General features: G+C 59.7%; 24 protein-coding genes. 11 read left to right on the forward strand and 13 right to left on the reverse strand.

Annotated elements, in window-relative coordinates; all coding sequences use genetic code 11:
- The first annotated feature begins 3 nt into the window (after window positions 1-3).
- The 3 genes from odhB to NYP16_RS02075 all read left to right on the forward strand — a co-directional run bounded on the left by odhB (window position 4) and on the right by NYP16_RS02075 (window position 3,107).
- Window positions 4-1,182: a 2-oxoglutarate dehydrogenase complex dihydrolipoyllysine-residue succinyltransferase gene (odhB, locus tag NYP16_RS02065; protein WP_274942448.1), complete on the forward strand. Its 1,179-nt coding sequence runs from the start codon at window positions 4-6 to the stop codon at window positions 1,180-1,182.
- Window positions 1,183-1,248: 66 nt separating this feature from the next.
- Window positions 1,249-2,655, forward strand: coding sequence for a dihydrolipoyl dehydrogenase (gene lpdA, locus NYP16_RS02070; RefSeq protein ID WP_274942449.1), 1,407 nt, complete (start codon window positions 1,249-1,251; stop codon window positions 2,653-2,655).
- Between the two features lie 113 nt (window positions 2,656-2,768).
- Window positions 2,769-3,107, forward strand: coding sequence for a hypothetical protein (locus NYP16_RS02075; protein WP_274942450.1), 339 nt, complete (start codon window positions 2,769-2,771; stop codon window positions 3,105-3,107).
- A 7-nt stretch (window positions 3,108-3,114) separates the two neighbouring features.
- On the opposite strand, the gene NYP16_RS02080 is transcribed toward NYP16_RS02075, so the two are convergent.
- The 3 genes from NYP16_RS02080 to fsa all read right to left on the reverse strand — a co-directional run bounded on the left by NYP16_RS02080 (window position 3,115) and on the right by fsa (window position 5,541).
- The gene (locus tag NYP16_RS02080) at window positions 3,115-4,074 is read right to left on the reverse strand and encodes a tyrosine recombinase XerC (protein WP_274942451.1); all 960 of its coding nucleotides are present in this window, start codon (window positions 4,072-4,074) and stop codon (window positions 3,115-3,117) included.
- On the reverse strand, window positions 4,053-4,766 hold the full coding sequence (locus tag NYP16_RS02085) for a DUF484 family protein (protein WP_274942452.1): 714 nt from the start codon (window positions 4,764-4,766) through the stop codon (window positions 4,053-4,055). The genes NYP16_RS02080 and NYP16_RS02085 overlap by 22 nt, the downstream gene beginning before the upstream one ends.
- 121 nt (window positions 4,767-4,887) lie before the next feature.
- Complete coding sequence (gene fsa / locus NYP16_RS02090; protein WP_274942453.1) at window positions 4,888-5,541, reverse strand: fructose-6-phosphate aldolase; 654 nt, start codon at window positions 5,539-5,541, stop codon at window positions 4,888-4,890.
- 171 nt (window positions 5,542-5,712) lie between these two features.
- On the opposite strand from fsa, the gene NYP16_RS02095 reads away from it, so the two are divergent.
- Entirely contained in the window at window positions 5,713-7,881 is a 2,169-nt protein-coding gene (locus tag NYP16_RS02095) for a primosomal protein N' (protein WP_274942454.1), read from the forward strand.
- Window positions 7,882-7,891: 10 nt separating this feature from the next.
- Here the strand turns inward: NYP16_RS02095 and NYP16_RS02100 are convergent, their stop codons facing one another.
- The 3 genes from NYP16_RS02100 to NYP16_RS02110 are packed head-to-tail and all read right to left on the reverse strand — an operon-like array spanning window position 7,892 to window position 10,963.
- Window positions 7,892-9,202, reverse strand: coding sequence for a hypothetical protein (locus NYP16_RS02100; RefSeq protein WP_274942455.1), 1,311 nt, complete (start codon window positions 9,200-9,202; stop codon window positions 7,892-7,894).
- Entirely contained in the window at window positions 9,156-9,818 is a 663-nt protein-coding gene (locus tag NYP16_RS02105; RefSeq protein WP_274942456.1) for a hypothetical protein, read from the reverse strand. Before NYP16_RS02105 ends, NYP16_RS02100 begins: the two co-directional genes overlap by 47 nt.
- A gap of 5 nt (window positions 9,819-9,823) precedes the next feature.
- Window positions 9,824-10,963: a hypothetical protein gene (locus tag NYP16_RS02110; RefSeq protein ID WP_274942457.1), complete on the reverse strand. Its 1,140-nt coding sequence runs from the start codon at window positions 10,961-10,963 to the stop codon at window positions 9,824-9,826.
- Window positions 10,964-11,255: 292 nt separating this feature from the next.
- On the opposite strand from NYP16_RS02110, the gene NYP16_RS02115 reads away from it, so the two are divergent.
- The 7 genes from NYP16_RS02115 to NYP16_RS02145 all read left to right on the forward strand — a co-directional run bounded on the left by NYP16_RS02115 (window position 11,256) and on the right by NYP16_RS02145 (window position 18,377).
- Entirely contained in the window at window positions 11,256-11,729 is a 474-nt protein-coding gene (locus NYP16_RS02115; protein WP_274942458.1) for a hypothetical protein, read from the forward strand.
- 675 nt (window positions 11,730-12,404) lie between these two features.
- Window positions 12,405-13,019: a F0F1 ATP synthase subunit delta gene (locus tag NYP16_RS02120; protein WP_274942459.1), complete on the forward strand. Its 615-nt coding sequence runs from the start codon at window positions 12,405-12,407 to the stop codon at window positions 13,017-13,019.
- Window positions 13,019-14,548, forward strand: a complete 1,530-nt coding sequence (gene atpA / locus NYP16_RS02125; protein ID WP_274942460.1) for a F0F1 ATP synthase subunit alpha — start codon at window positions 13,019-13,021, stop codon at window positions 14,546-14,548. Before NYP16_RS02120 ends, atpA begins: the two co-directional genes overlap by 1 nt.
- Before the next feature lie 47 nt (window positions 14,549-14,595).
- Complete coding sequence (locus NYP16_RS02130) at window positions 14,596-15,483, forward strand: F0F1 ATP synthase subunit gamma (RefSeq protein ID WP_274942461.1); 888 nt, start codon at window positions 14,596-14,598, stop codon at window positions 15,481-15,483.
- 50 nt (window positions 15,484-15,533) lie between these two features.
- Window positions 15,534-16,958, forward strand: a complete 1,425-nt coding sequence (gene atpD / locus NYP16_RS02135) for a F0F1 ATP synthase subunit beta (RefSeq protein ID WP_274942462.1) — start codon at window positions 15,534-15,536, stop codon at window positions 16,956-16,958.
- Between the two features lie 23 nt (window positions 16,959-16,981).
- Window positions 16,982-17,389: a F0F1 ATP synthase subunit epsilon gene (locus NYP16_RS02140; protein ID WP_274942463.1), complete on the forward strand. Its 408-nt coding sequence runs from the start codon at window positions 16,982-16,984 to the stop codon at window positions 17,387-17,389.
- A gap of 160 nt (window positions 17,390-17,549) precedes the next feature.
- Window positions 17,550-18,377, forward strand: coding sequence for a ferritin-like domain-containing protein (locus NYP16_RS02145; protein ID WP_274942464.1), 828 nt, complete (start codon window positions 17,550-17,552; stop codon window positions 18,375-18,377).
- 110 nt (window positions 18,378-18,487) lie between these two features.
- On the opposite strand, the gene NYP16_RS02150 is transcribed toward NYP16_RS02145, so the two are convergent.
- From NYP16_RS02150 to gpmI, 7 genes are all read right to left on the reverse strand, one after another.
- A complete protein-coding gene (locus NYP16_RS02150) occupies window positions 18,488-18,775 on the reverse strand; it encodes a GIY-YIG nuclease family protein (RefSeq protein ID WP_274942465.1) in 288 nt (95 codons plus the stop codon).
- 106 nt (window positions 18,776-18,881) lie between these two features.
- On the reverse strand, window positions 18,882-19,712 hold the full coding sequence (locus NYP16_RS02155; protein ID WP_274942466.1) for a hypothetical protein: 831 nt from the start codon (window positions 19,710-19,712) through the stop codon (window positions 18,882-18,884).
- Window positions 19,713-19,724: 12 nt separating this feature from the next.
- Window positions 19,725-20,222 carry an RNA pyrophosphohydrolase gene (locus NYP16_RS02160; RefSeq protein WP_274942467.1) on the reverse strand — a complete coding sequence of 166 codons (498 nt, stop codon included), beginning with the start codon at window positions 20,220-20,222 and terminating at the stop codon, window positions 19,725-19,727.
- Between the two features lie 3 nt (window positions 20,223-20,225).
- Entirely contained in the window at window positions 20,226-21,293 is a 1,068-nt protein-coding gene (locus tag NYP16_RS02165; RefSeq protein ID WP_274942468.1) for a divergent polysaccharide deacetylase family protein, read from the reverse strand.
- A gap of 35 nt (window positions 21,294-21,328) precedes the next feature.
- Window positions 21,329-22,819, reverse strand: coding sequence for a S41 family peptidase (locus NYP16_RS02170; protein WP_274942469.1), 1,491 nt, complete (start codon window positions 22,817-22,819; stop codon window positions 21,329-21,331).
- Window positions 22,819-24,114 (reverse strand): murein hydrolase activator EnvC family protein, encoded by a 1,296-nt coding sequence (locus NYP16_RS02175; protein ID WP_274942470.1) that lies wholly within the window; start codon window positions 24,112-24,114, stop codon window positions 22,819-22,821. The genes NYP16_RS02170 and NYP16_RS02175 overlap by 1 nt, the downstream gene beginning before the upstream one ends.
- Window positions 24,089-25,678 carry a 2,3-bisphosphoglycerate-independent phosphoglycerate mutase gene (gpmI, locus tag NYP16_RS02180; RefSeq protein WP_274942471.1) on the reverse strand — a complete coding sequence of 530 codons (1,590 nt, stop codon included), beginning with the start codon at window positions 25,676-25,678 and terminating at the stop codon, window positions 24,089-24,091. Before gpmI ends, NYP16_RS02175 begins: the two co-directional genes overlap by 26 nt.
- Window positions 25,679-25,699 lie beyond the last annotated feature (21 nt).

Raw genomic sequence — 25,699 nt, forward strand, 5'->3', positions numbered from 1 at the left:
CCTATGACCACGGAAATCCGTGTTCCCACCCTCGGCGAATCCGTCACCGAAGCGACGGTTGCCAAATGGTTCAAGCAGGTCGGCGATGCCGTGGCTCAGGACGAGCCTTTGCTCGAACTTGAAACCGACAAAGTGGCGCTTGAAGTTACGGCACCAAGTGCGGGCGCGCTGCTTGAAATCAGGGTGCAGGCCGGCGAAACCGTCGAGGTCAACGCGCTTCTCGGGGTGATTGACGAAGCGGCCAAGGGCGCTACGGCGGCACCGAAGGCAGCTGCTGCCGCTGCCCCGGCTGCTGCTCCTGCGGCTCCGGCTGCGGAAGACGGGCCGATCATGCCGGCGGCGGCCAAGATGATCCGTGAATTTGATCTCGATGCACGGGCCATCACGGGAACCGGCAAGGGCGGACGCATCACCAAGGAAGACGTGGTCGCTTATATGGACAATCGCAAGCCGGGTGCAGCTGCGCCGGTTGTGGTGTCCGAGCGTCAGGTGGAGCGGGTACCGATGACCCGCCTGCGCAAGCGCATCGCACAGCGCCTGAAGGAAGCCCAGAATACGGCCGCCATGCTGACCACCTATAACGAGGTGGATATGACGGCGGTGATGGGTCTCCGCGATCTCTATAAGGACATGTTCGAACGCAAGCATGGCGTGAAAATGGGCTTCATGTCCTTCTTCGCCAAAGCCTGTTCGCATGCGCTGATGGAAATGCCCGACGTCAACGCCTCGATCGATGGCGAAGATATTGTTTATCATCGCTATACCGATATCGGCATTGCCACCTCGACCCCGGCGGGTCTTGTGGTGCCGGTGGTGCGCGGTGTTGAAGGCAAGGGTTTTGCCGATATCGAAAAGGCTATTGCGGCGCTCGCCGTGAAGGCCCGCGAAGGCAAGCTTGCGCTTGACGATCTGCAGGGCGGCACCTTCTCGATCACCAATGGCGGCGTGTTCGGGTCGCTGATGTCGTCGCCGATCCTTAATCCCCCGCAGTCGGCGATTCTTGGCATGCATGCCATCAAGAAGCGTCCGGTTGTGGTCAACGATCAGATCGTCATTCGTCCGATGATGTATCTTGCGCTTTCGTATGATCATCGTCTGGTCGATGGCGCGGGCGCTGTGACCTTCCTGGTCCGCGTCAAGGAAGCTTTGGAAGATCCGCAACGGCTGTTGCTCGATCTTTAAATCTGTCTCCCGTCATCCCCGCCTTGCTGCGGGGATGACTGTTTCTGCTTTACGAGGATTTATATCATGTCTGAGAATTTCGACGTTGTTGTGATCGGCGCGGGCCCTGGCGGTTATATCGCGGCCATTCGTGCGGCACAGCTGGGCCTGAGCGTCGCCTGCGTTGAAAAGGATGCGACACTCGGCGGCACCTGTCTGAATGTCGGGTGCATTCCGTCGAAGGCGCTCCTTCATGCGTCGGAAGTTTATGACCATACCGGCCACGGCACGGCTGAGCTTGGGGTGAAGGTCACGGGCGTCTCGCTCGACCTCGCGGCCATGCAGGGCTTTAAAACCAAAGTGGTCGACAGCAACACGGCCGGCATTGCCTTCCTGTTCAAGAAAAACAAGGTCACGCATCTGCGCGGCCTTGGCACCATCAAGGCGGCAGGCGTGGTGCAGGTTACCGACACTGACGGGAAAACCCGCGACGTTGGAGCCAAGAAAATTGTCATCGCCACCGGTTCGGTGCCATCGTCGCTGCCGGGCGTGGAGATCGACGAAAAACGCATCCTGTCATCGACGGGCGCTCTGGCGCTGCCCGAGGTGCCGAAGCATCTTGTGGTCATCGGCGCGGGCGTGATCGGGCTTGAGCTTGGCTCGGTATGGCGTCGTCTTGGGGCTGAGGTGACGGTGGTTGAATATCTCGACCGCATCACCCCCGGCATGGACCTTGAAGTCACCAAGGCGTTTGAAAAGTCGCTGACCAAACAGGGTCTCAAGTTCAAGCTCTCGTCCAAGGTGACGAGCGTGACGTCTGATAAAAAGGGCGCGAAGGTCACGTTCGAGCCGGTTGCGGGCGGGGACGCTCAGACTCTCGAAGCTGATTATGTTCTGGTGGCCGTGGGCCGCAAGCCGCTGACCACCGGGCTCGGCCTTGAAGCTGCGGGCATCAAGACCGACAAGCGCGGCATGGTCGAAGTCGACGATCATTTCGAGACCAATGTGAAGGGCATCTATGCCATCGGCGACGTGATCCGTGGCCCCATGCTCGCGCATAAGGCCGAGGAAGAAGGCGTTGCTGTGGCCGAACTCATCGCCGGTCAGAAGCCGCATGTGAACTATGGCGTCATTCCGGGCGTCGTCTACACCATGCCGGAAGTGGCCAGCGTCGGGAAGACCGAGGAAGAGCTGAAGGACGCGGGCGTGAAGTATAACGTCGGCAAATTCCCCTTCATGGCCAACGGCCGCGCCAAAGCCAACGCCAACACCGAGGGCTTTGTGAAGATCCTGGCTGATGCCAAAACCGACCGTGTCCTCGGTGTTCATATCCTCGGCGCGGTTGCCGGAACCATGATCGCCGAAGCCGCCCTGGCCATGGAATTCGGTGCCAGCGCCGAAGACATCGCCCTTACCTGCCACGCCCACCCGACGCATCCCGAAGCCCTGAAGGAAGCGGCCCTCGCGGTGCATAAGCGGACGCTGAATATGTAATTTCTGGTTATATCCGGATAGGGAAAAGGGAGAGCCTATGGCTCTCCCTTTTTTGTTAACTCTCCGCGAACCTTCGCATTGTAAAATTTCGGGATGACGAAGGAGAGCAGACAATGACCGATGGTATTTTATACCGGCATCCGGGGACGGGGCGTGTGCAGATTGTGGCGCGGGGGTGGAGTTGGGGGTTGTTTCTGTTCTCCGGCTGTTTCGGGATTCCCTTGTTTTTTCGGGGTCTTGCGGTGTGGGGCGCGATCATGTGCGTGATCGGGGTGCTTGGGTTTTTGAGTTATATTCACCCGGATGGTGAGATCGCCGGGCGTCTATCCATGATGGTGTCGGTTATTTACGGGCTTGTGAGTCTGTGGCTTGGTTTTCAGGGCAATGCCATTGCCGCGGCGCATCTCGAGACCTGCGGATGGGAGAAGGTCGAGGTAGCTCTGCCGTCTTGAGGCTCGCTCAGGCCCCGGGATGATGTTTCTCATAGATTGAGACAAGATCGACGATATCGAGTTCGGTGTAATGCTGGGTCGAGGCGAGGCTTGCGTGGCCGAGCAATTCTTGAATGGTCCTGAGACCACCGCCCGCGCCCAACAGATGGGTGGCGAAGGAATGACGCAGGGCATGAGGCGTGGCCGACGGCGGCAGGCCGAGTCGGGCGCGTAGCCGTTGCATCAGGCGCTGGACGATACCGGATTGCAGGCGCTTGCCGCGCGCGCCATAGAATAGTGGGTCCTCAGCGGTTTTTGCATAGGGGCAGAGTTTGACATAGGCGTCGATGGCCTCGCGCACCACGGGCAGCAGGGGGACAATGCGTTCCTTACGGCCTTTGCCGAGAATGCGGAGTTCGTCAGTGGTGGGCAGATCACCGTGATTGAGCGACAGGCCCTCGTTGATGCGGAGGCCCGCGCCATAGAGGAGCGTGAGCACGGCCAGGTCGCGGGCGGCGAGCCAGGGTTCCTCGGCATCGAGTTCGGCTTCATCGAGCAGTTTAGCAGCATCCTCGACACTGACCGGGCGCGGCAGACGTTTCGGGCGCTTGGGGGAGCGTATGGCACTGATGGCGGCATTGCTCACGCCCTGGTCGCGGGCGAGAAAGCGGAAGAAGGTGCGCAGGCCTGAAAGCGCCCGGGCCTGGGATTGCGGGCTCAGGCCGTCATTGCGGCGATGGGCGAGGAAGGCGCGGTAATCCTTGAGGCTGAGCGCTTCAAGGTCCGCAACAGCCACCGGGCCGCCGAGATGCTGGTTCAGAAACCGCAGGAAGGTCGTGATCTCGCGGCCATAGCCGTCGAGGGTATGGGGTGACAAGCGTCGTTCGCTGTCGAGATTCTGCAGCCAGCCGTCCACCAGCCGGATGACTTCCGGCGCGTAAAGGGCGGGGTCGAGCCCGGCGGTGATCAGCGCGCGCGTGCGAGCCATTGATCGAGCAGGCGTTCCACCGACGCGCCGGTATAGCGCAACAGTTCGGTGCCCTGACCGGGCGTGTAATAGTCGGGATCGCGGGAGCCCATGGCGAGAATACCGAGCGGGCGGTTGGGGCCGGGGGCTAAGCGCACCAAAGCCTCGGCACTGATAAGGCCGGCGGCCGGACCGAACACGGCACGCGACGCGGCGGTCAGGTGATCGCGCAACAGGATGGCGCCTTCGCGGCCCATGACGCGGGCCACGTCGCCGGGCTGCAGGCGCTGAGCGCCGGACGGCATCATGAGGTCAAAGGCATCGCCGGGCTCGCATTCAAAGCAGAGGGCCACGGCGTCCACATTCAGCATGTCAACCCAGTCGCTGGTGATGACATGGGCGAGAGTGTCGAAGCTATCGGCGTCGAGCGCGCTCAGCAGCGCCGCGTGAACCTGTTGCTGACTGGTAAGATTGGCCCGGCTCGCAAGCATGAGGGCGTCGCGATACTGATCGAGCAGTTCGACGTCCTGTTGCAGGCGGTCGAGCATATAATGCTGGAAGTCGATGACATTCTGGCCGCGATTATAGCGCGGCGGAGTCAGGGCGTGGAGCAGATCGGCATTGTCGACCAGAAAGTTTGGATTGCTGGCGAGGAAATCCCGGACCTGCTCGATGGTGAGGCCGAGAAATACATCCTGTCTTTCTGTCTGCACTGTCCACTCCTTTACGTCGTCGGATGAAGACATTAGCGGACGGGAATTGAAGAACCCTTAATTGAAAAGGTTAATGAACCCCGTCCGCAAACTATTTTAGCAGGTCAGATCAGGGCCGTCCTTAAGCAATCGTCTGGCCGGTTTTTTCCCAGTCGGCGAGGAAGGCGGCGAGGCCCTTCTCGGTCAGCGGGTGATAGTAAAGCTTGTGCAGGATATCCGGCGGCACGGTGCAGACATCGGCGCCAATCAGGGCGGCATCGACGATATGCATGGGGTGCCGCACGCTGGCCACCAGAATTTGGGTCGCGAAGTTGTAGTTGTCGTAAATCTGGCGGATATCCTCGATCAGCTTCATGCCGTCCTGGGCGATGTCATCATGACGGCCGATGAAGGGCGAAATGAAGGTCGCGCCAGCCTTGGCGGCGAGGAGGGCCTGAGCGGCCGAGAAGCAAAGCGTCACATTGACCATGGTGCCGTCGGTGGTCAGCGCCTTGCAGGTCTTGAGGCCGTCGACGGTGAGCGGCACCTTGATGGTGATGTTGTCCGCGACTTTGCGCAGCTTTTCGGCCTCGCGCATCATGGCGTCATGCTGGAGCGCGGTCACTTCGGCGCTGACCGGACCGTCGACGGTGGCACAAATTTCTTTGAGCACTTCAAAGAAATCGCGGCCGGACTTCGCGATCAGCGAGGGGTTGGTGGTCACGCCATCGAGAAGGCCGGTCGAGGCCAGCTCGCGGATGGCGGCCACGTCTGCGGTATCGACGAAAAATTTCATTGGGGCACCTGTTTGACTGGATCCGTATCTCGCCGGGGTACCCTGATTCGGCCCTCGAAAGCAAGTCGCCGGGTCAAGTCCTTGTCAGGGGGAGGCGGATGTCTTGTTGAGCGGACTTCAGTTTAGCATATAGTCTCGGCAATCGTTCATGGTCTGGCGCAGAGAGCAATAGTGGCCGAAACAGTCAGAATCAGTGTGCTTTTACCCCTGCCGCTCGCGGGTGCCTTCGATTATCTGGATTCTGGCCTCGGGCTTGCTCCCGGTGATTATGTGGAGGTGCCACTTGGCGGCCGCCAGGTGATCGGGGTGGTGTGGGACGGCGCGCCCGAGGGTAAGACGCCGACCGCACGCCTGAAGCCGGTGACGGCCCGACTCGATGCGCCGCCGATGCCCGAGGTGACGCGGCGCTTTGTCGCCTGGGTCGCGGGCTATGTGCTGGCGCCGCCGGGTGCGGTGCTCAAGATGGCTATGAGCGTGCCGGAGGCGTTGCGTCCGGCACCGCTGAAGACGCTTTATCGGCGGGGCGGGCCGTTGCCCGCGCGCATGACCACGGAACGGCAGGCGTTGCTGGATGCGTTGATTGATGACCTGCCGCGCTCAGTGCGGGATCTGTCCGCCCTGGCCTATGTGGGTGAGGGGGTGGTGCGCGGATTGATCGAGGGCGGCACCCTGCTTGGGGTCGAGGTGGCGGCGCATGACCCCTATCCGATGCCGGATCTGAGCCTTGCGGGGCCAATTCTGTCGCCTGCGCAGATGGCGGCGGCGGGGGAGCTTATGGAGGCGGTCGGGCAGGGATTCCGGCCCATTCTGCTCGAAGGCGTCACCGGATCTGGCAAGACCGAGGTTTATTTCGAGGCCATGGCCCGGGCGCTTGAAAACCCACAGGCGCAGGTTCTGGTGCTGTTGCCGGAAATCGCCCTGACGGCGCAATGGCTGCAACGGTTTGCCGATCGTTTCGGGGTCGAGCCGGTGCTGTGGCATTCGGGGCTTACGGATGGCGAACGGCGGCGCGCCTGGCGGGCGGCGGCGGACGGGCAGGCGCGGGTGGTTGTGGGGGCGCGGTCGGCGCTGTTTCTGCCATTTCCCGCGCTCGCGCTCATTGTCGTCGATGAAGAGCATGACGCCGCCTTTAAGCAAGAAGAAGGGGTCATTTACCAGGGCCGTGATATGGCGGTGGTGCGGGCGCAGCAGGGCGCGATCCCGGTGGTGCTGGCCTCGGCCACGCCGGCGCTTGAAACCGTGTCCAATGTGCGCCGTGGCCGCTATGCCCATGTGCATCTGCCGGAACGCCATGGTGAGGCCGTGCTGCCGGAGGTGACGGCTATCGATCTGCGGCGCACCGGCCTGCCGCGCGGGGGGTTCCTGGCCCAGCCCCTGCGCGATGCCCTGCTTGCGACGGTGGCGGCGGGGGAGCAGGCTTTGATGTTCCTCAACCGGCGCGGTTATGCGCCGCTCACCCTGTGCCGGACCTGCGGTCATCGCATGGAATGTCCGCAATGTTCGGCCTGGCTTGTGGAGCATCGCGGGGCCGGGCGCTTGCAATGTCATCATTGCGGTTATGCGACACGGCTGCCGTCAGCCTGCCCCGAATGCGAGGCCGAAGGGCAGTTCGCTGCCTGTGGTCCCGGGGTTGAACGCATCGCCGAGGAGGTCGCGGCGCTCGCCCCCGACCTTCGTGTCACCGTGCTGTCGAGCGATCTCATGGCCTCGCCCAAGGAATTTGCGGCGGTGATTGACGATATCACCCAGCATCGCGTGGATTGCATCATCGGCACGCAGATGGTGACCAAGGGTTATCATTTTCCGAAACTGACGCTGGTCGGCGTGGTTGATGCTGATCTTGGCCTCGCCGGTGGCGATCTCCGGGCGGCGGAGCGTACCTATCAGCAGCTCAGCCAGGTGGCCGGACGGGCCGGGCGGGAGGCTTTGCGGGGGCGTGTGCTGATGCAAACCTATATGCCGGAACATCCGGTGATGGCGGCGCTCATTTCCGGCGATCGCGATGCTTTTATCGAGGCCGAATTGCAGGCGCGCGAAGATCATGGCATGCCGCCGTTTGGACGGCTCGCCGGGTTGATCGTTTCGGGTGAAGAAGCCGACGCGGTGACGCGTCATGCTCGCAAGCTGAGCCAGACCGCGCCTGTGGGGATCGGCGTTTCCGTGCTCGGGCCGGTACCTGCGCCGCTCGCGCTGTTGCGCGGGCGGCATCGTTGGAGGCTGCTGGTCAAAGCGGCCCGGGATATCGATCTGCAACGCATGCTGCGCGACTGGATCGCCCGGGCGGGCACGGACCGCAAAGTCAGGGTGCAGATCGACATCGATCCCTATGGGTTCATGTAGGTCGGCGATCTCAGATAGTGGCGCCGTCCGGAGTTTCGGGATCTTGGTCGGTGACGTCTTCGATCTGGACGTCGTCCTCATCGGATGCGTCGTCTGATGCGTAGAAATAATCGAAGACTTTGTTGCAGACGAAATTCATGGCCGGTTGCACGACGATGAGCCCCAGTCCGTAAGCGAGGGACAGGCCCCAGTCGCGGAATAGGAACGTGGCGTTTCCACCGACGCAATTGTCCCGCACATCGGCGCCGCTGTAATTTCCTGTCGTATTGGTGAGGTTATAGAGCTGATCCCGACCTTCCGGGCCGCAGTAGTTTTCAAGCAGATAGCCGCCACTGTACCAGGCGGATGAGACCGTCGCCGTCACCGCAAAGACGCGGGTCAGCATGTTGCGGATGGTGCCGAAGACATAGGGGCGTTTTTCATCAAACGGATTCGGCTGGCAGCTATAGAATTTCTTGAAGGATGTCGCAACACCGTCATGCTCGGGTTTGAGGATGACAGAGCCGCGGTAACATTGGCGCAGGCCGACGCCAAGCGCGCCCATCACCGGGCCGGTGAACTGGGTGGCGATGGAGAGAACAATTTGCTGAGTACCGAGGTTGGTGTCGCCAAGGACAGACAGGGTTGAGCCGGATACCGTGCCTGAAGCTAGGAGCGAGAGCGGCAGCAGTGCATATTTGCTGATATTGGCATGTTGCTCTCTTTTTGATTCCGGAATGTCTTCTCCCGGTGGTTTCAGGAGGCTCGTGAACAGAATGCGCATATTGTCATTGGCGATAACTCCGCTGCCCCCGGCGAGAAGAAGGATGAGGAGAGGGCTTGCTTGAGTATAGCGGATGATCAGCCCGCTCGCCAACGTCGTGGCTCCGTAGGAGCAGGTATAAATGGCCGTTTCGATGCCGATCGATTTCCACAACGCTCCGCATTGCGCGGCCGCAGACAGGGCTTCATTCGGTTCTGCTTCGGTTGCGTCCTGGATTTGGGACAGTGTGTCGCTTGGAATGTCGCTGACCGGGTGCAGTGCGAATGTGGCGTTGTCATGCACAGCTGTGGATAGGACAAGATCATCCGGATCATTGAGCGCGGCTTTTTCTATGGCATCCGGATCCGTCGGGGATTGGAAAGGGACGATGAGAAACAGGGGATCATTTTTGGAATCTTCGCGCGGGGATTTTTCAGATGTGTCCATGATGTCAGACCTGACCTTACCTAATGAGGTTAAACTGTCTCGCGGCATGACGGGTTCAGGCATGGTTTGTGATAAAGACTGCGAGCTAGGAGTTCGGAAAGGCGTGATTGACGCTTGAAATATGGGCATCATCTTCCCGGATCAGCAGCATGGGCATGGCGCGGATGCCGCGACTGAGGGATCGTAACGGGACTTGCTCAAATCGCGCGGTGTCGTGGTTCGGCATGTAAATATCCCGGTCAATCACCAGTGGGTACCCAGCTGTGAAGACACGGCGGCTTATCAGGGTGAAAGGCTCGGCCGCCTGGGGCAGGTGAATGACGGGGGTTGACCGATAGTCTTGCTGCAACCTCCCGAGATATGTGAAGGCATAAAGCTCCCGGTCCCGGGGCACGTAATTTCGAGCAAGCAGAGCAAGATAGCGCGCCTCGCGGATGTCGAGGGTTTCTTGAAATTTGGCAAGAAACGCCGCATAGGCGCCCTGCGGGCGACGTTGCCACCAGCGCGCGTCATGGGCTGCCGAGGCGCGGTCGCGGACAAAATATAATCCGGCGCCGGTGGGATGGGAAAAATCCTCGGCCGCTGTCATCAGGCGTGGAATTATATCGAGCAGAAAAGCGCAATGAAAAACCGCAGGCTGTGTTTCGGTGGCGCGCCCCAATCGGTCATAGCGGCCGAGAAAAAGATCGGTGACGGCAGAGGCAAAAGCCGCACCGATTTTTCTCTCGGCATGCAAGCGGGACAGCATGGCGGTTATTGTTGATGGAAGGTTTCGAGTTCTTCCTCATCCTGCATTGTCGGATAGAAGTAATCATAGACCTTGTTGAGTGCATTATTCAGGACCGGTTCGACGATCAACATGCCGACGGAATTTGCCAAAGAAAGGCCAATCTCCCGGAACAAATAGGTCGCGCTGCCGCCTGTGCAATATGTATTGAGGTCGTCGTTGGTTATGGTGCCGTTATTGGCAAGAATATTCTCGAGATCGGCTTTCCCGTCGATGCAAAAAGTCTGAATGGCTATGGTGTTTGTCAGGATGAGAGCGAGCGCTGTTCCACTTAGGATGAGCCCACGATTGAACGTGTCACGGGCCATGCCCCAGCGATGGCTGCGATGGTTGTCTTGCGGGTTTGGCTGGTCGCTGTAGGCTCGGTTGAAAGCGTCCTTCACCGCAGGGTATTCAGGATCGATGATGATCGAGCCCTTCAGGCAGGTGCGGGTTACGCTGCGCAGGCCAAGCATGAGGGGCCCGACGAATGTCGCGGCCGTGGCGCCAACGACCTGTTGCGTGCCAAAGTTGGTATCTCCAAGATATGTAAGAACGCCACCGACGGCGCCGCCCCCGATCACCCAGGACAACGGCATGAAGGCATATTTATTGAGCCGGTCAAAGAGCGCTTTTTTATCGTCGGGGAGGTTGTCTGCGGGCGGTTTTATCAGACTATTGAACAGAATGCGCGCGTTCGGCATGGAGGCGACAGCGAAGCCAGTCATTGCAAGCTTTGTGGCAAGTATATCGAATCCGGCAAAGCGGATCAAAAGACCCGTGGCAATCATCGTGCCCCCGTAAGAGGACATGTAAATGATTGTTTCCGCACCCAGAGACCTCAGGAAAGCCCCGCAATAAGCGGCCCGCGTCAGGGATTCATCGATTTCAATGCCGGAAAGGTCTTTGATAGTATCGACGGTTTCGGTCGGATCGTTGTACACGCCATAAAAATGGATGGTCGATTTTTTAAGTTGATCCTTGAGCGAGGTTTCTTCGTCGAGGCGAGCGTGGTCTTTATTCATGGGCTGAATGCGCAAAAAAGCCTCATCAAGCGCGACGGCATCCAGAGGAGCCTTGGTCGACATCATGATGATATTTGCTTCGGGTTGCTTGGAATCTTCCATGGTTCAATACTGCCTGCAATATCTGGTTAAAAACCGAATTGCAGGTATGACGCGAGGCAAGGCTTGTTTGTGATTACAAAAGAAAATCGGCCGTAGGGAAGGCGGCCGGTTGGATCATTTAATGTCAGGGGTTGAGGTCGAAATCGTCATTTTTTCGAAAAGTCGTAGACTCGATAATGATTGCTTTTCTTAAGCATTGAGACTTTCTGGATCACTGACTCAACGATCTGTGTTTTCGTTTGGCTGTTTTGTCTTGATGGGCAGTCTCGGCATTGAGGGTCGAGACATACATATGGGTCGGAGAGAGTGGCAAAGTTTCAGTGTTTCGACGCCATTTCGTATTGTCAGACGTTCTGGAACCATCCATCAAGGCTTCACGATTTCGTGTCATGGTTTTACAGATGCGCAGGTATTCATTGGCATCGAAGAATTCGGCGCTTGTGACCTAGAGTTTCTGGTCCGCTTTTTCAGCAGGATCTGTCTAGTTGCTTTCCGCAGTCAGATTGACGGCTGGATCGTTAAATTTGGCACGAATGCTTTCGGAGCATTGCGCGCAGAAGGCAGCGAAATCATCAGGGATAAGCTTCTTAAGGTCTTTAAGATGCCTATACTTCAGGTTCTTGTTGTTTTTGAAAAGGTAAACATTTTGGGCAAGCGAGATGAGATAGTCGGGTCCATTACCTGCCTTGCCTATAAGCTATCGGATAAATTCAGGATCACTTTGATGAGGTCGAAGATGAACGGGCAGCGCATCTCACAGGCTTGATCACCTAATGATAGGATCAAGGTTTTCATATTGCCCAATAGGATATCAGCAACTGCAAGCTGATAGTGCCTGTTGCACATATTAGTGTAGAAAGTATTTCTTTATTCTGAAATAAGATCTATTAAATAATTTTGCCTTAATCGAAAGATTCTTTTCTTTAATAAAGTATAATTTTAAATAATTTTGGACATTTTATCGTTTTTTGTCTTCAGTCTTAATGCCTTTTCTATGCTGTCTTGCGTATTTTTAGCAGAGTAATAGGATTCTCCAGGTGCAGGGGATGAAATCTCTGGATGAAGTGCCGGCGGCAGTTTTAGAGACGCGTTGGGGGGGGGGAATGTGATGGCCAACTTGATTCCTCTACCCTTGGCCGAGCGGACGAGGACGTGACCGGGAATTCGGCTGACCAAGTTGTAGGCCTATGTCGCAATCGGCGCGGCGCGTATATTGGGAACCACGCTCAAGAGTCAGGTTGCAGTCTGCTGAATGCTATGTTAGGTAAGCGGCGCGCTAATGGAGGGTTGAGACACCATCCGTTGGGGCGCTCGGTTGGCTAACGACTTGATATAGTTGTCAGGTTTGTTGGGCAGGCCGAATCCGGAGAATTTACGTTGTAACGGTCGCGGCCGCAGGGAATGTCCCGGGTGTCGTGCTTATGTACAGGGGATCAGATCGGTGTCAGCGGGCAACGCCCCCGAAGCGTCAGGTGGCAAGATCGGAGCAGCCGTTGTGGCGGGTGCGGCCGGTCGTTATGCTCTTGCGCTTTTCGAACTCGCAAAGGATGCCGGGGCGCTCGACGCCGTGGCTCAGGATCTTAATGCTCTTGAAGCGCTGGCGGCCGGAAGTGATGCCGTTCGCGCCCTGATCACGAGCCCGCTGATACAGCGTGGCGAGCGTGGCCGGGCGTTGCTTGCGCTTCTCGACAATCTGTCGCAGGTCTCGGACGCAAAGCCGGTGAATGTTCTGACGCGCCATTTCTTCGGCGTGCTGGCAGAGAACGGCCGTGTCGGCTCGTTTGGCGACATCATCACCGCCTATCGTGCGCTGGTGGCTAATGAACGCGGCGAGGTTACGGCCGAAGTTGTTTCTGCTCAGGCGCTGTCTGGCGCTCAGGTCGAGGCACTTAAAGCGAAACTCAAATCAGTGGTTGGTCGCGATGTCACGCTCGACGCCCGCATTGACGAAAGCCTGCTTGGCGGGCTTGTGGTCAAGGTTGGCTCGCGCATGATCGATACATCGCTCAAGACCAAACTTCAAAATCTCCAGGTTGCTATGAAAGAGGTTGGCTAATGGACATCCGGGCCGCGGAAATCTCCAAGATCTTGAAAGAGCAGATCGCTAATTTCGGGGCGGAAGCTGAAGTCTCGGAAGTCGGCAAAGTGCTCTCGGTCGGCGACGGTATCGCTCGCATTTACGGCCTTGACAACGTGCAGGCCGGTGAGCTCGTCGAATTCCCGGGCGGCATCAAAGGCATGGCGCTCAATCTTGAAACCGATAACGTCGGCGTCGTTATTTTCGGCGAAGATCGCGGGATTAAAGAAGGTGACACCGTCAAGCGCACGGGCACCATCGTTGACGTGCCGGTCGGCCGTGGCCTTCTTGGCCGCGTGGTTGACGGTCTCGGCAACCCGATCGATGGCAAAGGCCCGCTGACCGATGTGGTCCGGACCCGCGTCGAAGTGAAGGCTCCGGGCATCATCCCGCGCAAATCCGTGCATGAGCCGATGCAGACCGGTTTGAAATGTGTCGACAGCCTGGTGCCGGTCGGCCGTGGCCAGCGCGAGCTGATCATTGGTGACCGTCAGACCGGTAAGACCGCTGTAGCGATCGATACCTTCATCAACCAGAAGCCGATCAACGCCGGCACTGATGAATCCAAGAAGCTCTATTGCATCTATGTCGCCGTCGGCCAGAAGCGCTCGACCGTGGCTCAGATCGTCAAGAAGCTCGAAGAAGAAGGCGCGATGCAGTATTCGATCGTGGTCGCCGCGACCGCGTCCGAACCTGCTCCGCTGCAGTTCCTGGCTCCTTATACGGGCTGCACCATGGGCGAATTCTTCCGCGACAACGGCATGCATGCCGTGATCGTGTATGACGATTTGTCCAAGCAGGCCGTGGCTTACCGCCAGATGTCGCTGTTGCTGCGTCGTCCTCCGGGACGTGAAGCTTACCCGGGCGACGTGTTCTATCTGCATAGCCGCCTGCTTGAGCGTGCTGCAAAGATGAGCGACGCCAACGGCGCTGGTTCCTTGACCGCTTTGCCGATCATTGAAACCCAGGCTGGCGACGTGTCGGCCTATATTCCGACCAACGTGATTTCGATCACCGACGGCCAGATCTTCCTGGAAACCGGCCTGTTCTATCAGGGCATTCGTCCGGCTATCAACGTCGGTCTGTCGGTCAGCCGCGTGGGTTCGGCCGCTCAGACCAAGGCGATGAAGCAGGTTGCCGGTTCGATCAAGCTCGAACTCGCGCAGTATCGCGAAATGGCCGCCTTCGCCCAGTTCGGTTCGGATCTGGACGCTGCAACTCAGAAACTTCTGAACCGCGGCGCCCGTCTGACGGAACTTCTGAAGCAGGATCAATATGTACCGATGCCTGTTGAAGAACAGGTGGTCTCGATCTTCGCCGGCGTGAAGGGCTTCCTTGACGACGTGAAGACCGATGACGTGGTGCGTTTCGAGCGTCTCTATCTCTCTGAGATGCGCGCCGATCACGCTGATGTTCTGAAGACGATCCGCGACGAGCAGAAAATCTCTGACGAGATTGATGCCAAGCTCAAGGCTATCCTGGGCAAGTTCGTCAAGTCGTTCGCCTGAATTCAGGTGGGCGACGGGGTAAAAGACTAAAGAGGGTCTAGACCGGAATGGCAAGCCTTAAGGATCTGCGCAATCGGATTACAAGTGTCCGCTCGACGCAGAAGATCACAAAGGCCATGAAAATGGTGGCCGCCTCCAAACTCCGCCGCGCGCAAGACGCGGCGGAAGCTGCCCGGCCGTATGCCGAGCGCATGGAGGGGGTGCTCGCCTCTCTCGGAGCGAGCCTGAAAAACCAGCCGGGCGCACCAGCGCTTCTGGCTGGCACGGGCAAGGACGACGTCCATCTTCTGGTGGTCGCGACCTCTGATCGTGGTCTTTGCGGCGGGTTCAATACCAATATCGTACGGGCAGCGCGGGTTGAAATCCGCCGTTTGCTTGAAGCGGGCAAGACGATCAAGATTCTGACCGTTGGCAGAAAGGGCGCGCAGGTTCTGCGGCGTGATTATGCCGGCTTGATCGTCGATCATATGGAAACCGGCCATATCAAACGCGTGGGCTTTGCTGACGCCGGCGCCATTGGCGACCGGATTCTGCAGATGTTCGCGGCGGGTGAATTCGACGTTTGCAGCCTGTTCTATGCGAAGTTCCAGTCGGCTTTGACGCAGATTGTAACCAAGCAGGTCCTGATCCCGGCTGCGATCGATGAAAGCGCCGCCGTTCAGGGCCCGAACCTCAACGGCGCTGTCTATGAATATGAGCCGGACGAGGAAGAGATCCTGGCCGATCTTCTGCCCCGCAACGTGCGGGTGCAGGTTTTCCGCGCACTGCTCGAAAACGCCGCCAGCGAACAGGGTTCGCGCATGACCGCCATGGACAGCGCGACCCGCAACGCGGGCGACATGATCAACCGTCTGACGATCACTTATAACCGCACCCGTCAGGCGGCGATCACCAAGGAACTGATTGAAATTATTTCGGGCGCTGAGGCGCTCTAAAGACGAGATCACCGGCGGCAGGGCCTCCGGTTTAGCCGAGGAGTTGAAGAATGGCGAAACAGAACATCGGTCGCATCACCCAGGTGATCGGCGCGGTCGTGGACGTCCAGTTCGACGATCAGCTGCCGCAGATTTTGGGCGCGCTGGAAACCACCAACCAGGGCAACCGTCTGGTGCTCGAAGTTTCGCAGCATCTGGGCGAAAATTCGGTCCGGACCATCGCCATGGACTCGACCGACGGTCTGGTCCGCGGTCAGGAAGTGACCGATACCGGGTCTCCGATCATGGTTCCGGTGGGACCTGAGACGCTCGGCCGCATCATGAACGTGATCGGCGAGCCGATCGACGAACGCGGTCCGGTTGTGACCAAGCAAAAAGCGCAGATCCATGCGCAGGCCCCGTCCTTCATCGAGCAGTCGACGGAAGCCGAGATCCTCGTGACGGGCATTAAGGTCATCGACCTTCTGGCGCCTTATGCGAAGGGCGGCAAGATCGGTCTCTTCGGGGGTGCCGGCGTCGGCAAGACCGTGACCATCATGGAACTGATCAACAACATCGCCAAAGGCCACGGTGGTTATTCCGTGTTCGCCGGTGTTGGGGAGCGGACCCGTGAAGGCAACGATCTCTACCACGAAATGATCGAATCCGGCGTTATCGACCTTGAAGGCGACAAGTCCAAAGTGGCGCTTGTTTACGGTCAGATGAACGAACCGCCAGGAGCGCGTGCTCGTGTGGCTTTGACCGGTCTGACCGTCGCAGAATATTTCCGCGACCAGGAAGGCCAGGACGTGTTGTTCTTCATCGACAACATCTTCCGCTTTACTCAGGCTGGTTCGGAAGTGTCGGCTCTGCTTGGCCGTATTCCTTCGGCCGTGGGCTATCAACCGACGCTCGCAACCGACATGGGCGCGCTGCAGGAACGCATCACCTCCACCCATAAGGGGTCGATCACCTCGGTGCAGGCCATTTACGTTCCCGCCGATGACTTGACCGATCCGGCACCGGCAACCTCGTTCGCCCATTTGGACGCAACCACCGTGTTGTCGCGTTCGATCGCCGAACAGGCCATTTTCCCGGCCGTTGACCCGCTTGACTCGACCTCGCGCATCCTTGATCCGCGTGTTGTTGGGGACGAGCATTACAACGTGGCCCGTCAGGTTCAGACCATTCTGCAGAAATACAAGTCGCTGCAGGACATCATCGCCATTCTCGGCATGGACGAACTTTCGGAAGACGACAAGATCATGGTCGCTCGCGCCCGTAAGATCCAGCGCTTCCTGAGCCAGCCGTTCCATGTGGCCGAAGTCTTCACCGGCATCTCGGGCAAGTTCGTTGCGCTCGAAGACACCGTGAAAAGCTTCAAGGCGATCTGCGCCGGTGAGTATGATCACCTGCCGGAAGCGGCTTTCTACATGGTCGGTTCGATCGAAGAAGCCGTCCAGAAGGCGGAAAAGCTCGCTGCTCAAGCGGCTTAATCCGGAATTGAGGGCAAATTGCCATGGCGGATAAATTCAAGTTCGAGCTCGTATCACCGGAACGCCTGATGATTTCCACACAGGCCGACATGGTGATCGTACCGGGCGCCGAAGGCGACTTCGGCGTCATGGTCGGGCATGCGCCACTGATCTCGACCATCCGGCCGGGTATCGTCGAAGTGCATGAAGACGGCTCGGTGACCAGGCTCTTCGTCTCGGGCGGCTTTGCCGACGTGACGCAGACCGTACTGACGCTTCTTGCTGAAGAAGCTGTGCTGCTGAGCGATGTCGATCTGACGGCGCTTGATCAGGAGATCAAGAACCTCGCGGAAGACGTCGCCGATGCCAAGGATCCGGATCTGAAGGCGCGCGCGGAAGCCGCGCTTGAAGGTGCCAGGGCCAAGCGCGACGTCGTGGCGCAAGCGGCTTAACTCGTTTCGCAGATGTGATTTTAAAACCCCAAGGTTTGCGAACCTTGGGGTTTTTTCATGACAGGTTAAGGGCTTGGCCGTAGATTGATGGTCTGCCCCAGACTTGACATTTTTAGGGCCTATTGCTCTGGCATGGGTTGTTTGCTTTCCGAGGTAGAACATGAGCGCGCGTTGGACATTGGACGATATCGCCTGGGACCGGTTCGAGGCCGCGAAGGTCACGCCGGATTTGCTGGCGGTGGTCAAAACGGCGTCGCTGGTCGAGGCCAACAGCGCTGATTATGTGACCTATCTCTGCAATGTTTTTCACGATGATGAGACCTTCAAGGCGGCCGTTGTTCAGTGGGGCGAGGAAGAGGCGCAGCATGGCGCGGCCCTAGGACGTTGGGCTGAGATGGCGGACCCGAGCTTTTCCTTTGCCGAAAGTCTTGCGTATTTTCGCGCCGGTTACAGCCTGCCGCTTGATGTGAGCGCAAGCGTGCGGGGCTCGCGGGTGGGGGAATTGATCGCCCGCTGCGTGGTCGAGACAGGGACGTCGTCGTTTTATTCCGCCATTCGCGACGCCAGCGCCGAGCCGGTTCTGAAAGACATCGGCAAGCGCATCGCCACCGATGAATTCTTTCATTATCAATTGTTTGAAAAGCATCTGAAGCGTTATGAACGTGACGGCAAGATGCCGGTCTGGTCACGGCTCAAAGTCGCACTCGGCCGCGTGCAGGAGGCCGAAGACGATGAACTGGCCTATGCCTATTACAGCGCCAATATCGCCTTCACCGCGCCTGAGACGGCTTACGAAAACAAGCTGTTCGCCCAGACCTACTGGCGGCAGGCCATGGGCCTTTACCGTGAGCCCCATGTGGACAACGCCGCCCGCATGATCCTGCGCGCGGCGGCCCTGAACCCGAATGGCTGGCTCGGGAATACGGCGGCCAAGACAGCCTGGAAATTCGTGCAGTGGCGTCAGGATCGGCTGAACCGGGCGGCGTGAGGCTGTGTCTCGCCCGCAGTCTGGATTGCCGCGTCGGCTCCGCCTCCTCGCAATGACGGTTTTGGTGACGTCATCGCGAGGCGCTTTAGCGCCGTGGCGATCCAGAAGACTTAGACAATATCCTCGAACAGGTCACGCCAGTTGGGGTTCATTCCTTCGATCAGCGCGAGTTTCTTTTTGCGGGAACCAGCCTTGATCTGCTTTTCGCGAGTGATGGCGGCCGTCATATCCTGGTGCAGCTCGTAATAGACGAGCAGTTTGCAACCATATTGCTTGGTGAAGCCGGGGTGTGCCGCCTCCCGATGCTCATAGGCGCGTTTGATGAGGTCGGATGTGACGCCGACATAAAGCGTACCGTTTTGCTGATTGGCCATGATGTAGATGGCGGGCTGTTTCATTATTCCCTCTCCATATACAGTCATTGCGAGCCCCCTTGGGCGAAGCAATCCAGGAACTTGCCCGCAGCACTGGATTGCTTCGTCGGCTTCGCCGCCTCGCAAGACGTCAAGGGTGGCGGAGGGCGTGATAAACGCGGGCGCAGATGGCGGCCATAAGGGCTGTGGCGGCGTAGTTGAGCGGGGCCAGGATGAGGTCGAGGATGTGGAGTACCGCTGGCACGGGAGCCCCGGCGGGGATGCCGGAGGGGCCAATGATCGCCAGTGTCACCAGCCAATAGATACCCTGGGCCACCATAAGGCTGCCTAGGAGGCAGAGCGCCAGGGCGCCGATGATGGGGCCGGCAATGTTGGCGGTCAGGCGCCAGCTGTCGCGGAGCGACAGACGCTCCCCGACCGTGAGCGCCCCGAAGGTGAGCATGAAGCGGGTACCGAAGAAGAAATAAAGGCCGATCACGAGAACGAGCAAAAAGCCAAAGGGCAAAGCGGCGGCTGATTTGCCGCTGGCGAAGATGGAGAGAATGCCGCTCAGGACGACGGTGGAGAGCATGACGATGACGCCGATGCCCACAATCAACAGAAAACTATAGCCGAGAAACAACAGGGAGCGTTGGGTCAGCTGGCCGAGCCCAAGCCTGAGCACGTCCTGAGGGCCGACCATGAACCGACGGAACCACAGCACCAGCATGGGTGTGTTCCACAGCGCCGCCCACAGCAGGAACAGCAGCGCCGCCTGCCAATAACCGGGCGGCAGGGTTTGCGCCAGCACACCGGCATAATAGGGGCTGAGGAGGCCGAAGGCGTCCATCACCGCACGCGGCAGCACGGCAATCAGCGACAGGATCACATGGAAGCGCCGGGCGTCCCACAAATCGCGGAGAGCGTCACGGGCGAGCGTGAGCGCCTCGAAAGAGGGGCGGTCGGGCGGAGTATCAGACATAAATTACGGTCCTCAGAGCGGCCGCGCATAGGGCGCGAAGACGCGGGAAATATCGGCGTAAAGCGCGCGCTTGAACGGCACGATCAGATTGGGCGTTTCGGCAAGCGGCACCCAGCGCCAGGCGTTGAATTCGGGATGCGGGGTGTCGAGATGGATGGCGCTGTCATCACCGAGAAAACGCATGGCAAACCATTTCTGGATCTGGCCGCGATAGCGACCTTTCCACACCTTGCCCACAAGATGTGGGGGCAAGTCGTAGGTCAGCCAGTCCGGATGCTCGGCGATGATTTCGGCCTGATCGATGCCGGTCTCTTCGAACAGTTCACGGAAGGCGGCGGTTTTCGGGTCCTCGCCCTCGTCTATGCCGCCCTGAGGCATCTGCCAGGCTTCGATTTCGGTGTCGATACGCTGGCCGATAAAAACCAGCCCCCGGGCGTTGAACAGGGTCACGCCGACGCAGGGACGATAGGGCAGGGATGCGGGGTCTTTTGAATCGGGGGATTTGGGCATGGTTTAGCGTACCGGCTGACGGTTGACGACAGCGGTGAGCGGAACCAGCTCGAACCCGCGCTTTTCAAGTCCGGCGGCCCAGGCGGCGACCGTTCTCATGGTGACGGGATGGGCGCGGCCGATGGCGGCGGCGGCCCCATAGCTGCGGGCGAGATTCTCGATGTCGTCAAGCTGCTTGCGGATCTGGTCCTCGCTCGGCTGTTCGTCGATATAGCGGTTGTTGATGGCGCGCGGCACCCGCAGCGTGCGGGCGAGTTTGCCAGCAACGCTATATTGCGAGCTGCGCGAATCCATGAACAGCAGTCCACGCGATTTGAGCTCCTTCAGAACCGGAGTCATGGCCTCCTCGGAGGCGGAGAATTTGGAGCCCATTTCATTGACCACGCCCACATAGCCGGGAAAGCGGCTCATGACCCAATGCATGCGGGCGATGTTCTCGGCCGCAGGCAGGCTGGTCAGCAGCGAATGGGGGCCGGGGTCGTTTTTCGGATAGTCCTGCGGCTCCATAGGCAGCATCAGGAGCAGCTCGTGACCGGCCTCGCGGGCCCTGCGGCTGCGGGCCACCAGCCCCTCGCCATAGGGCGAGAAGGCGAGGCTGACGGCCGGCGGCAGGGTGGTGATGGCGGTTTCGGTCACAAGCTTGCTGAGCCCGAGCCCGGTGATGACAATGGCGATGCGGGGACGTGCGGTCTTGTCTTCATAGGGGCGGCTGTAGACCTGCCACGGCTCCCGCCCGTCGCTGCCGATCTTGGGCAGCGCACCGGTGGGGCTGTGTTCTTCAAGGGCGGTGTCCGGGGCTGGGCTTAAGGCCTGACTGACGGGCTTTGCAGGCGCAACCGCCGATTTTTCGGGAGCGGTCCCGGCCGTGATGGGGGCCGGTGCCGGAGCAATGCTCACGATCTCGCCTGACGCGACCGGGGAGCCGGTCTTGTCAGGGCTGAACGTGAGCCAGCCGAAAACGCCACAAAGTGCCAGCAGCACCAGGAGCCAGGCAATCTGAAGTGCGCTGACCCGCGCCCGCCGTTTGGCGGCGGCAGCGGATTCTTTACGCGCTTCCTGAAACCGTGACACCTGTTACACCCCCTCCGTACCCGCCTGAGGGCGCGTTATGGCTTTGCTGCACGTTTCTGCGCAGTGGAAAGCCCGCGCACGAGGTCAAGAGCATAGGACAACTGATAGTCCTCGGTCCTCTTCTTATCCTCGATCTTGACCAGTTCCTTGTTGTCTTTCGGAATCAATCCCGTGGCGCTGATGGCGGTCGTGCCGGCGGGCGTGGTGCTGCCGACGCGATTTTCCGGCTTCTTGCCGTCGCCCTTGGCCTCCGGCTGTGGCAACAGCTTGGGATTGATCTTCGGCGCTGTGGCGTCCGCAGGCTTGGTGTCTGCTGGTTTGCCATCCGCAGTCTTGCCGTCGGCAGGATTTTCAAGATGGCCGCGCAGGCTTGCTTCATTGCGGAACTGGCGGTTGGCGTTGGCGTCAGGCACCTGCATCTGTTCGACCACCACGTCAGGGGTGATGCCCTTGGCCTGGATCGAGCGTCCGGACGGCGTGTAATAGCGCGCCGTCGTGAGCCGGAGAGCCCCGTTCGCCCCAAGAGGAATGATCGTCTGCACCGACCCCTTGCCGAACGACTGGGTGCCGATGACCAGCGCCCGTTCATGGTCCTGCAAAGCGCCAGCGACGATTTCCGAGGCCGAGGCCGAGCCGCCATTGATTAGGATCACAACGGTCTTGCCGTCGGTGACATCGCCGCGCGTGGCGTTGTAGCGCTGGATGTCGCGATTGTTGCGGCCGCGGGTCTGAACGATTTCACCCTGATTGAGGAAATCATCGCTGACCGCCACCGCCTGATCGAGCAGACCGCCCGGATTGTTGCGGAGATCGAGCACATAGCCCTTCAGGCCGGGGCCGATGTCTTTCTTGAGGTCGGCAATGGCCTTGCGCACCCCGGCATCGGTCTGTTCCGTGAAGGAGGTGACGCGGACATAGCCCACATCGCCTTCGGCATGGGAGCGTACCGATTGAATTTTGATGATGTCGCGGGTCAGCTCGACGTCGAAGGAGGCGTCCAGGCCCTCGCGCACGATGGTCAGCTTGACCTTGGTGTTGGTCGGGCCGCGCATCTTGTCGACGGCTTGGGTCAGGGTCAGGCCCATGACCTGCTCCCCGTCGATATAGGTGATATAGTCGCCGGTCTTCAATCCGGCGCGGGCGGCCGGGGTGTCGTCGATGGGCGAGACCACGCGGACCACGCCGCTTTCCATGGTGACTTCGAGGCCGAGACCGCCGAATTCCCCTTTGGTCTGGACCTGCATATTTTTGAAGTCATCGGGCGTCATATAGCTCGAATGCGGATCGAGCGAGGCGAGCATGCCTTGAATGGCAGCTTCGATCATGCTCGAATCTTTGACTTCTTCCACATAATCGGCGCGCACCCGTTCGAACACATCGCCGAACAGATTGAGCTGACGGTAGGTTTCCGAACTTGCCGCCTGGGCGCTGTTGGTATCGGGATTGAACTGCAATCCGATGGCCAATCCGGCTCCCAAACCGACGATCACGGCGATCGCCGAGGCGGTTCCAGCAAATTTACGCATTATCCACGCACCTTTCCTTTTCCAGCCGCCAGCCACCGCATCGGGTTCACGGGCTTGCCGTTGTTTCTCAGTTCCACATACAACCGCGCACCCGGGGAAGTCGAGCCCTCATCTCCACCCATTTGGCCTACGGGCTCTCCCGCCACCACCGCCTGGCCTACGGCCGCGGTGATTTTGGTCAGACCGGCCAACAGGCTATGATAGCTCCCGCCGTGTGCGATGATCAAGATTTGCCCATAGTCGCGGAAGGGCCCGGCAAACAACACCCGTCCATCGGCGGGCGAGATGACCTGAGCTCCCGGCCGGGCCGAGATGACGATGCCCTTTGACGGCGCCCCGGTATCGTCCGGATCGCCATAGCCGCGCACGAAATCGCCACGCACCGGCAAGGGCAGGTTGCCAAGCGCCTTGGCGAACTGGGCGGGCGGTTCGGACGGGGCTTTCTTGCCCTTGGTGTCCTCGCCCTTGCCCGGCCGCTTGGCCAGTTTGCGGGCAGCGTCCTCGGCCGCTTTCTGACGGCGGGCGATTTCTTTTTCGATATTGTCGATCAGGTTTTCAAGAGATTTGGCCTCGCGGCCGAAGCGCTGCATTTTTTCCTGTTCGCTGCTGGCCTCTTTTTCGATGTCGCGCTGCTCGCGCTTGCGCTGAGCCAGCAGGAGGTCCATGTCCTCACGCTCTTTTTCAAGACCGGCGAGGCTTTGGTCAAGTTTCTTGCGCTCGTCCTCAAGTTCGCTTTTAAGCTGCTTGAGGAGCACGAGATCCTGTTTGAGGTCCTCGGCTTCGCTGCGCAGGACCGGCATGATCGACGACAGCAACCCGGCGCTGCGGACGGTGTCGATGGCGGCGTTCGGGCGCAGCAGGACAAGTTGCGGCGGCTGACGCGACACCCGGCCAAGGGCGGCGAGGGTGAGGGCGATATCGCCGCGCCGGCTGTTGAGTTTGCCGTTTTGGGCCACGAATTTGTCATCGAGTTCAAACACGCGGGCTTCGATGCCGCTGGTTTGTTCTTCGGTCTTCTGGATCGAATTGGCGGCGCGCACCAGTTTGGACTGGAGGTCGGAAAGCTCGCGGCTCACCGCCTCTTTCTGGGCTTCGAGCTCTTTTTGATGTTCCTGCGACTTGGTGATCTTGTCCTGGACGGCTTCGAGCTTTTTGCGGCTGGCTTCCTGCTGGGCGGGAAGCTGTTGGGCGAGGACGGGTGGCGTCAAAAGCAGGGCGATCCCGAGTGCGGTCAGACCGCCTCGGGCACCAAGACCTGCAACTGGACGCTTAAAGGGATCCAACGCGGCGCTCATCCCTGTTAGATGCTGCGGCAGACGCGCCAAGAAGGGAGCGGCCGGTCATGTCGGCGGGCTGGGCGATCCCCATGAGCGCAAGCAGGGTCGGGGCCACATCGGCCAGACGGCCGTCATGGAGCGTGAGGCCTGCCTCCGCATTGACCAGCAGCGCGGGCACGTCAAAGGTCGTGTGGGCGGTATGGGCCTGACCGCTGTCTTCGTCGAGCATCAGTTCAAGATTGCCGTGATCGGCGGTCACCAGCATGACGCCGCCAACCTGTTCGAGCGCGGTCTTGAGCCGGCCAAGGCAGGTGTCCACGGTTTCAGCGGCCTTGATGGCGGCCGACATGATGCCGGTATGGCCGACCATGTCCGGGTTGGCGTAATTGACGACGATAAGATCATAGGTCTGATCGGCAATGACCTTGACCAGATTGTCGGTGACTTCGGCCGCTGACATTTCCGGTTGCAGATCATAGGTTGCGACCCGGGGCGAGGGGACAAGGATGCGGTCCTCGCCCGGAAACACGGTTTCGGCCCCACCATTGAAGAAAAAGGTCACATGGGCGTATTTCTCGGTCTCGGCGGTGCGGAGCTGTTTGAGCCCGGCGTTCGAGACCACTTCGCCCAAGGAATTATGAATCTCGACCGGGGCAAAGATCGTGGTCAGGAAGCTGTTCAGGGCCGAGGAATATTCCACAAGGCCGGTGGCGGCGGCGAAGCTGACCAGCCGTTTGCGGGCATAACCGTCAAAGCCGGGGTCGAGCAGCGCAGTGAGGATTTCGCGCGCCCGGTCGGCACGGAAATTGGCCATCAACAGACCGTCGCCGTCTTTCGCGCCCATATAGTCGCCGATGGCTGTGGGCGCCACGAACTCGTCGCTTTTGTCATGGGCGTAGCTTGCTTCGATGGCATCGCGGGCGGTGGCGGCGCGTTCGCCCAGGCCGTCGATGATGATATCGGTGGCCTTTTCAACCCGGTCCCAGCGCTTGTCGCGGTCCATGGCGAAATAGCGGCCGGAGACGGTGGCGATATGGACATTGTTGAGGCCCTTGAGCCCGGATTCGAAATCGGCGAGATAGCTAAGCGCGCTCCGTGGTGGGGTGTCGCGGCCATCGAGGAAGGCATGGATGCGCACCGGCACACCGGCGGCATCCAGAATGCAGGCCAGCGCCAGCATGTGATCCTGATGGCTGTGAACGCCGCCCGGGGACAGCAGGCCCAACAGATGGCAGGCGCCACCGCTGGCCTTAAGCTTGGCGATGAATGCGCCGAGGACCGGGCTTGCGGCCAGTTCACCCGACTGCGCGGCCTCGTCAATGCGTGGCAGATCCTGCAGAATGACGCGGCCGCCGCCGAGATTCATGTGACCGACTTCGGAATTGCCCATCTGACCTTCGGGGAGGCCGACGGCCAGGCCCGAGGTCTGAAGCCAGGCGCGCGGGGCGCTGGTCCAAAGCTCGCGATAGACCGGAATATCGGCCTGGGCAATAGCGTTATACGCGCGTTCGGCGCGATATCCCCAACCGTCGAGAATGCAAAGAACGACAGGGCGGGGTGCAGTTCTGGGCGTATCAGTCATGGTCAGTCGGTTGCCTTTTGG

The organism is Govania unica, from assembly GCF_027920805.1.
Classification (GTDB): Bacteria; Pseudomonadota; Alphaproteobacteria; order Sphingomonadales; family Govanellaceae; genus Govanella; species Govanella unica.

Coding starts and splice junctions, on each gene's coding strand:
- atpD (WP_274942462.1), top strand. CDS start 15,534: ATGGCGAAACAGAACATCGGTCGCATCACCCAGGTGATCGGCGCGGTC.
- odhB (WP_274942448.1), top strand. CDS start 4: ATGACCACGGAAATCCGTGTTCCCACCCTCGGCGAATCCGTCACCGAA.
- NYP16_RS02170 (WP_274942469.1), bottom strand. CDS start 22,819: ATGCGTAAATTTGCTGGAACCGCCTCGGCGATCGCCGTGATCGTCGGT.
- NYP16_RS02080 (WP_274942451.1), bottom strand. CDS start 4,074: ATGGCTCGCACGCGCGCGCTGATCACCGCCGGGCTCGACCCCGCCCTT.
- NYP16_RS02145 (WP_274942464.1), top strand. CDS start 17,550: ATGAGCGCGCGTTGGACATTGGACGATATCGCCTGGGACCGGTTCGAG.
- lpdA (WP_274942449.1), top strand. CDS start 1,249: ATGTCTGAGAATTTCGACGTTGTTGTGATCGGCGCGGGCCCTGGCGGT.
- NYP16_RS02075 (WP_274942450.1), top strand. CDS start 2,769: ATGACCGATGGTATTTTATACCGGCATCCGGGGACGGGGCGTGTGCAG.
- fsa (WP_274942453.1), bottom strand. CDS start 5,541: ATGAAATTTTTCGTCGATACCGCAGACGTGGCCGCCATCCGCGAGCTG.
- NYP16_RS02160 (WP_274942467.1), bottom strand. CDS start 20,222: ATGCCCAAATCCCCCGATTCAAAAGACCCCGCATCCCTGCCCTATCGT.
- NYP16_RS02110 (WP_274942457.1), bottom strand. CDS start 10,963: ATGGAAGATTCCAAGCAACCCGAAGCAAATATCATCATGATGTCGACC.
- NYP16_RS02150 (WP_274942465.1), bottom strand. CDS start 18,775: ATGAAACAGCCCGCCATCTACATCATGGCCAATCAGCAAAACGGTACG.
- NYP16_RS02130 (WP_274942461.1), top strand. CDS start 14,596: ATGGCAAGCCTTAAGGATCTGCGCAATCGGATTACAAGTGTCCGCTCG.
- NYP16_RS02100 (WP_274942455.1), bottom strand. CDS start 9,202: ATGATGCCCATATTTCAAGCGTCAATCACGCCTTTCCGAACTCCTAGC.
- atpA (WP_274942460.1), top strand. CDS start 13,019: ATGGACATCCGGGCCGCGGAAATCTCCAAGATCTTGAAAGAGCAGATC.
- NYP16_RS02115 (WP_274942458.1), top strand. CDS start 11,256: ATGGGTCGGAGAGAGTGGCAAAGTTTCAGTGTTTCGACGCCATTTCGT.
- gpmI (WP_274942471.1), bottom strand. CDS start 25,678: ATGACTGATACGCCCAGAACTGCACCCCGCCCTGTCGTTCTTTGCATT.
- NYP16_RS02175 (WP_274942470.1), bottom strand. CDS start 24,114: ATGAGCGCCGCGTTGGATCCCTTTAAGCGTCCAGTTGCAGGTCTTGGT.
- NYP16_RS02155 (WP_274942466.1), bottom strand. CDS start 19,712: ATGTCTGATACTCCGCCCGACCGCCCCTCTTTCGAGGCGCTCACGCTC.
- NYP16_RS02105 (WP_274942456.1), bottom strand. CDS start 9,818: ATGCTGTCCCGCTTGCATGCCGAGAGAAAAATCGGTGCGGCTTTTGCC.
- NYP16_RS02140 (WP_274942463.1), top strand. CDS start 16,982: ATGGCGGATAAATTCAAGTTCGAGCTCGTATCACCGGAACGCCTGATG.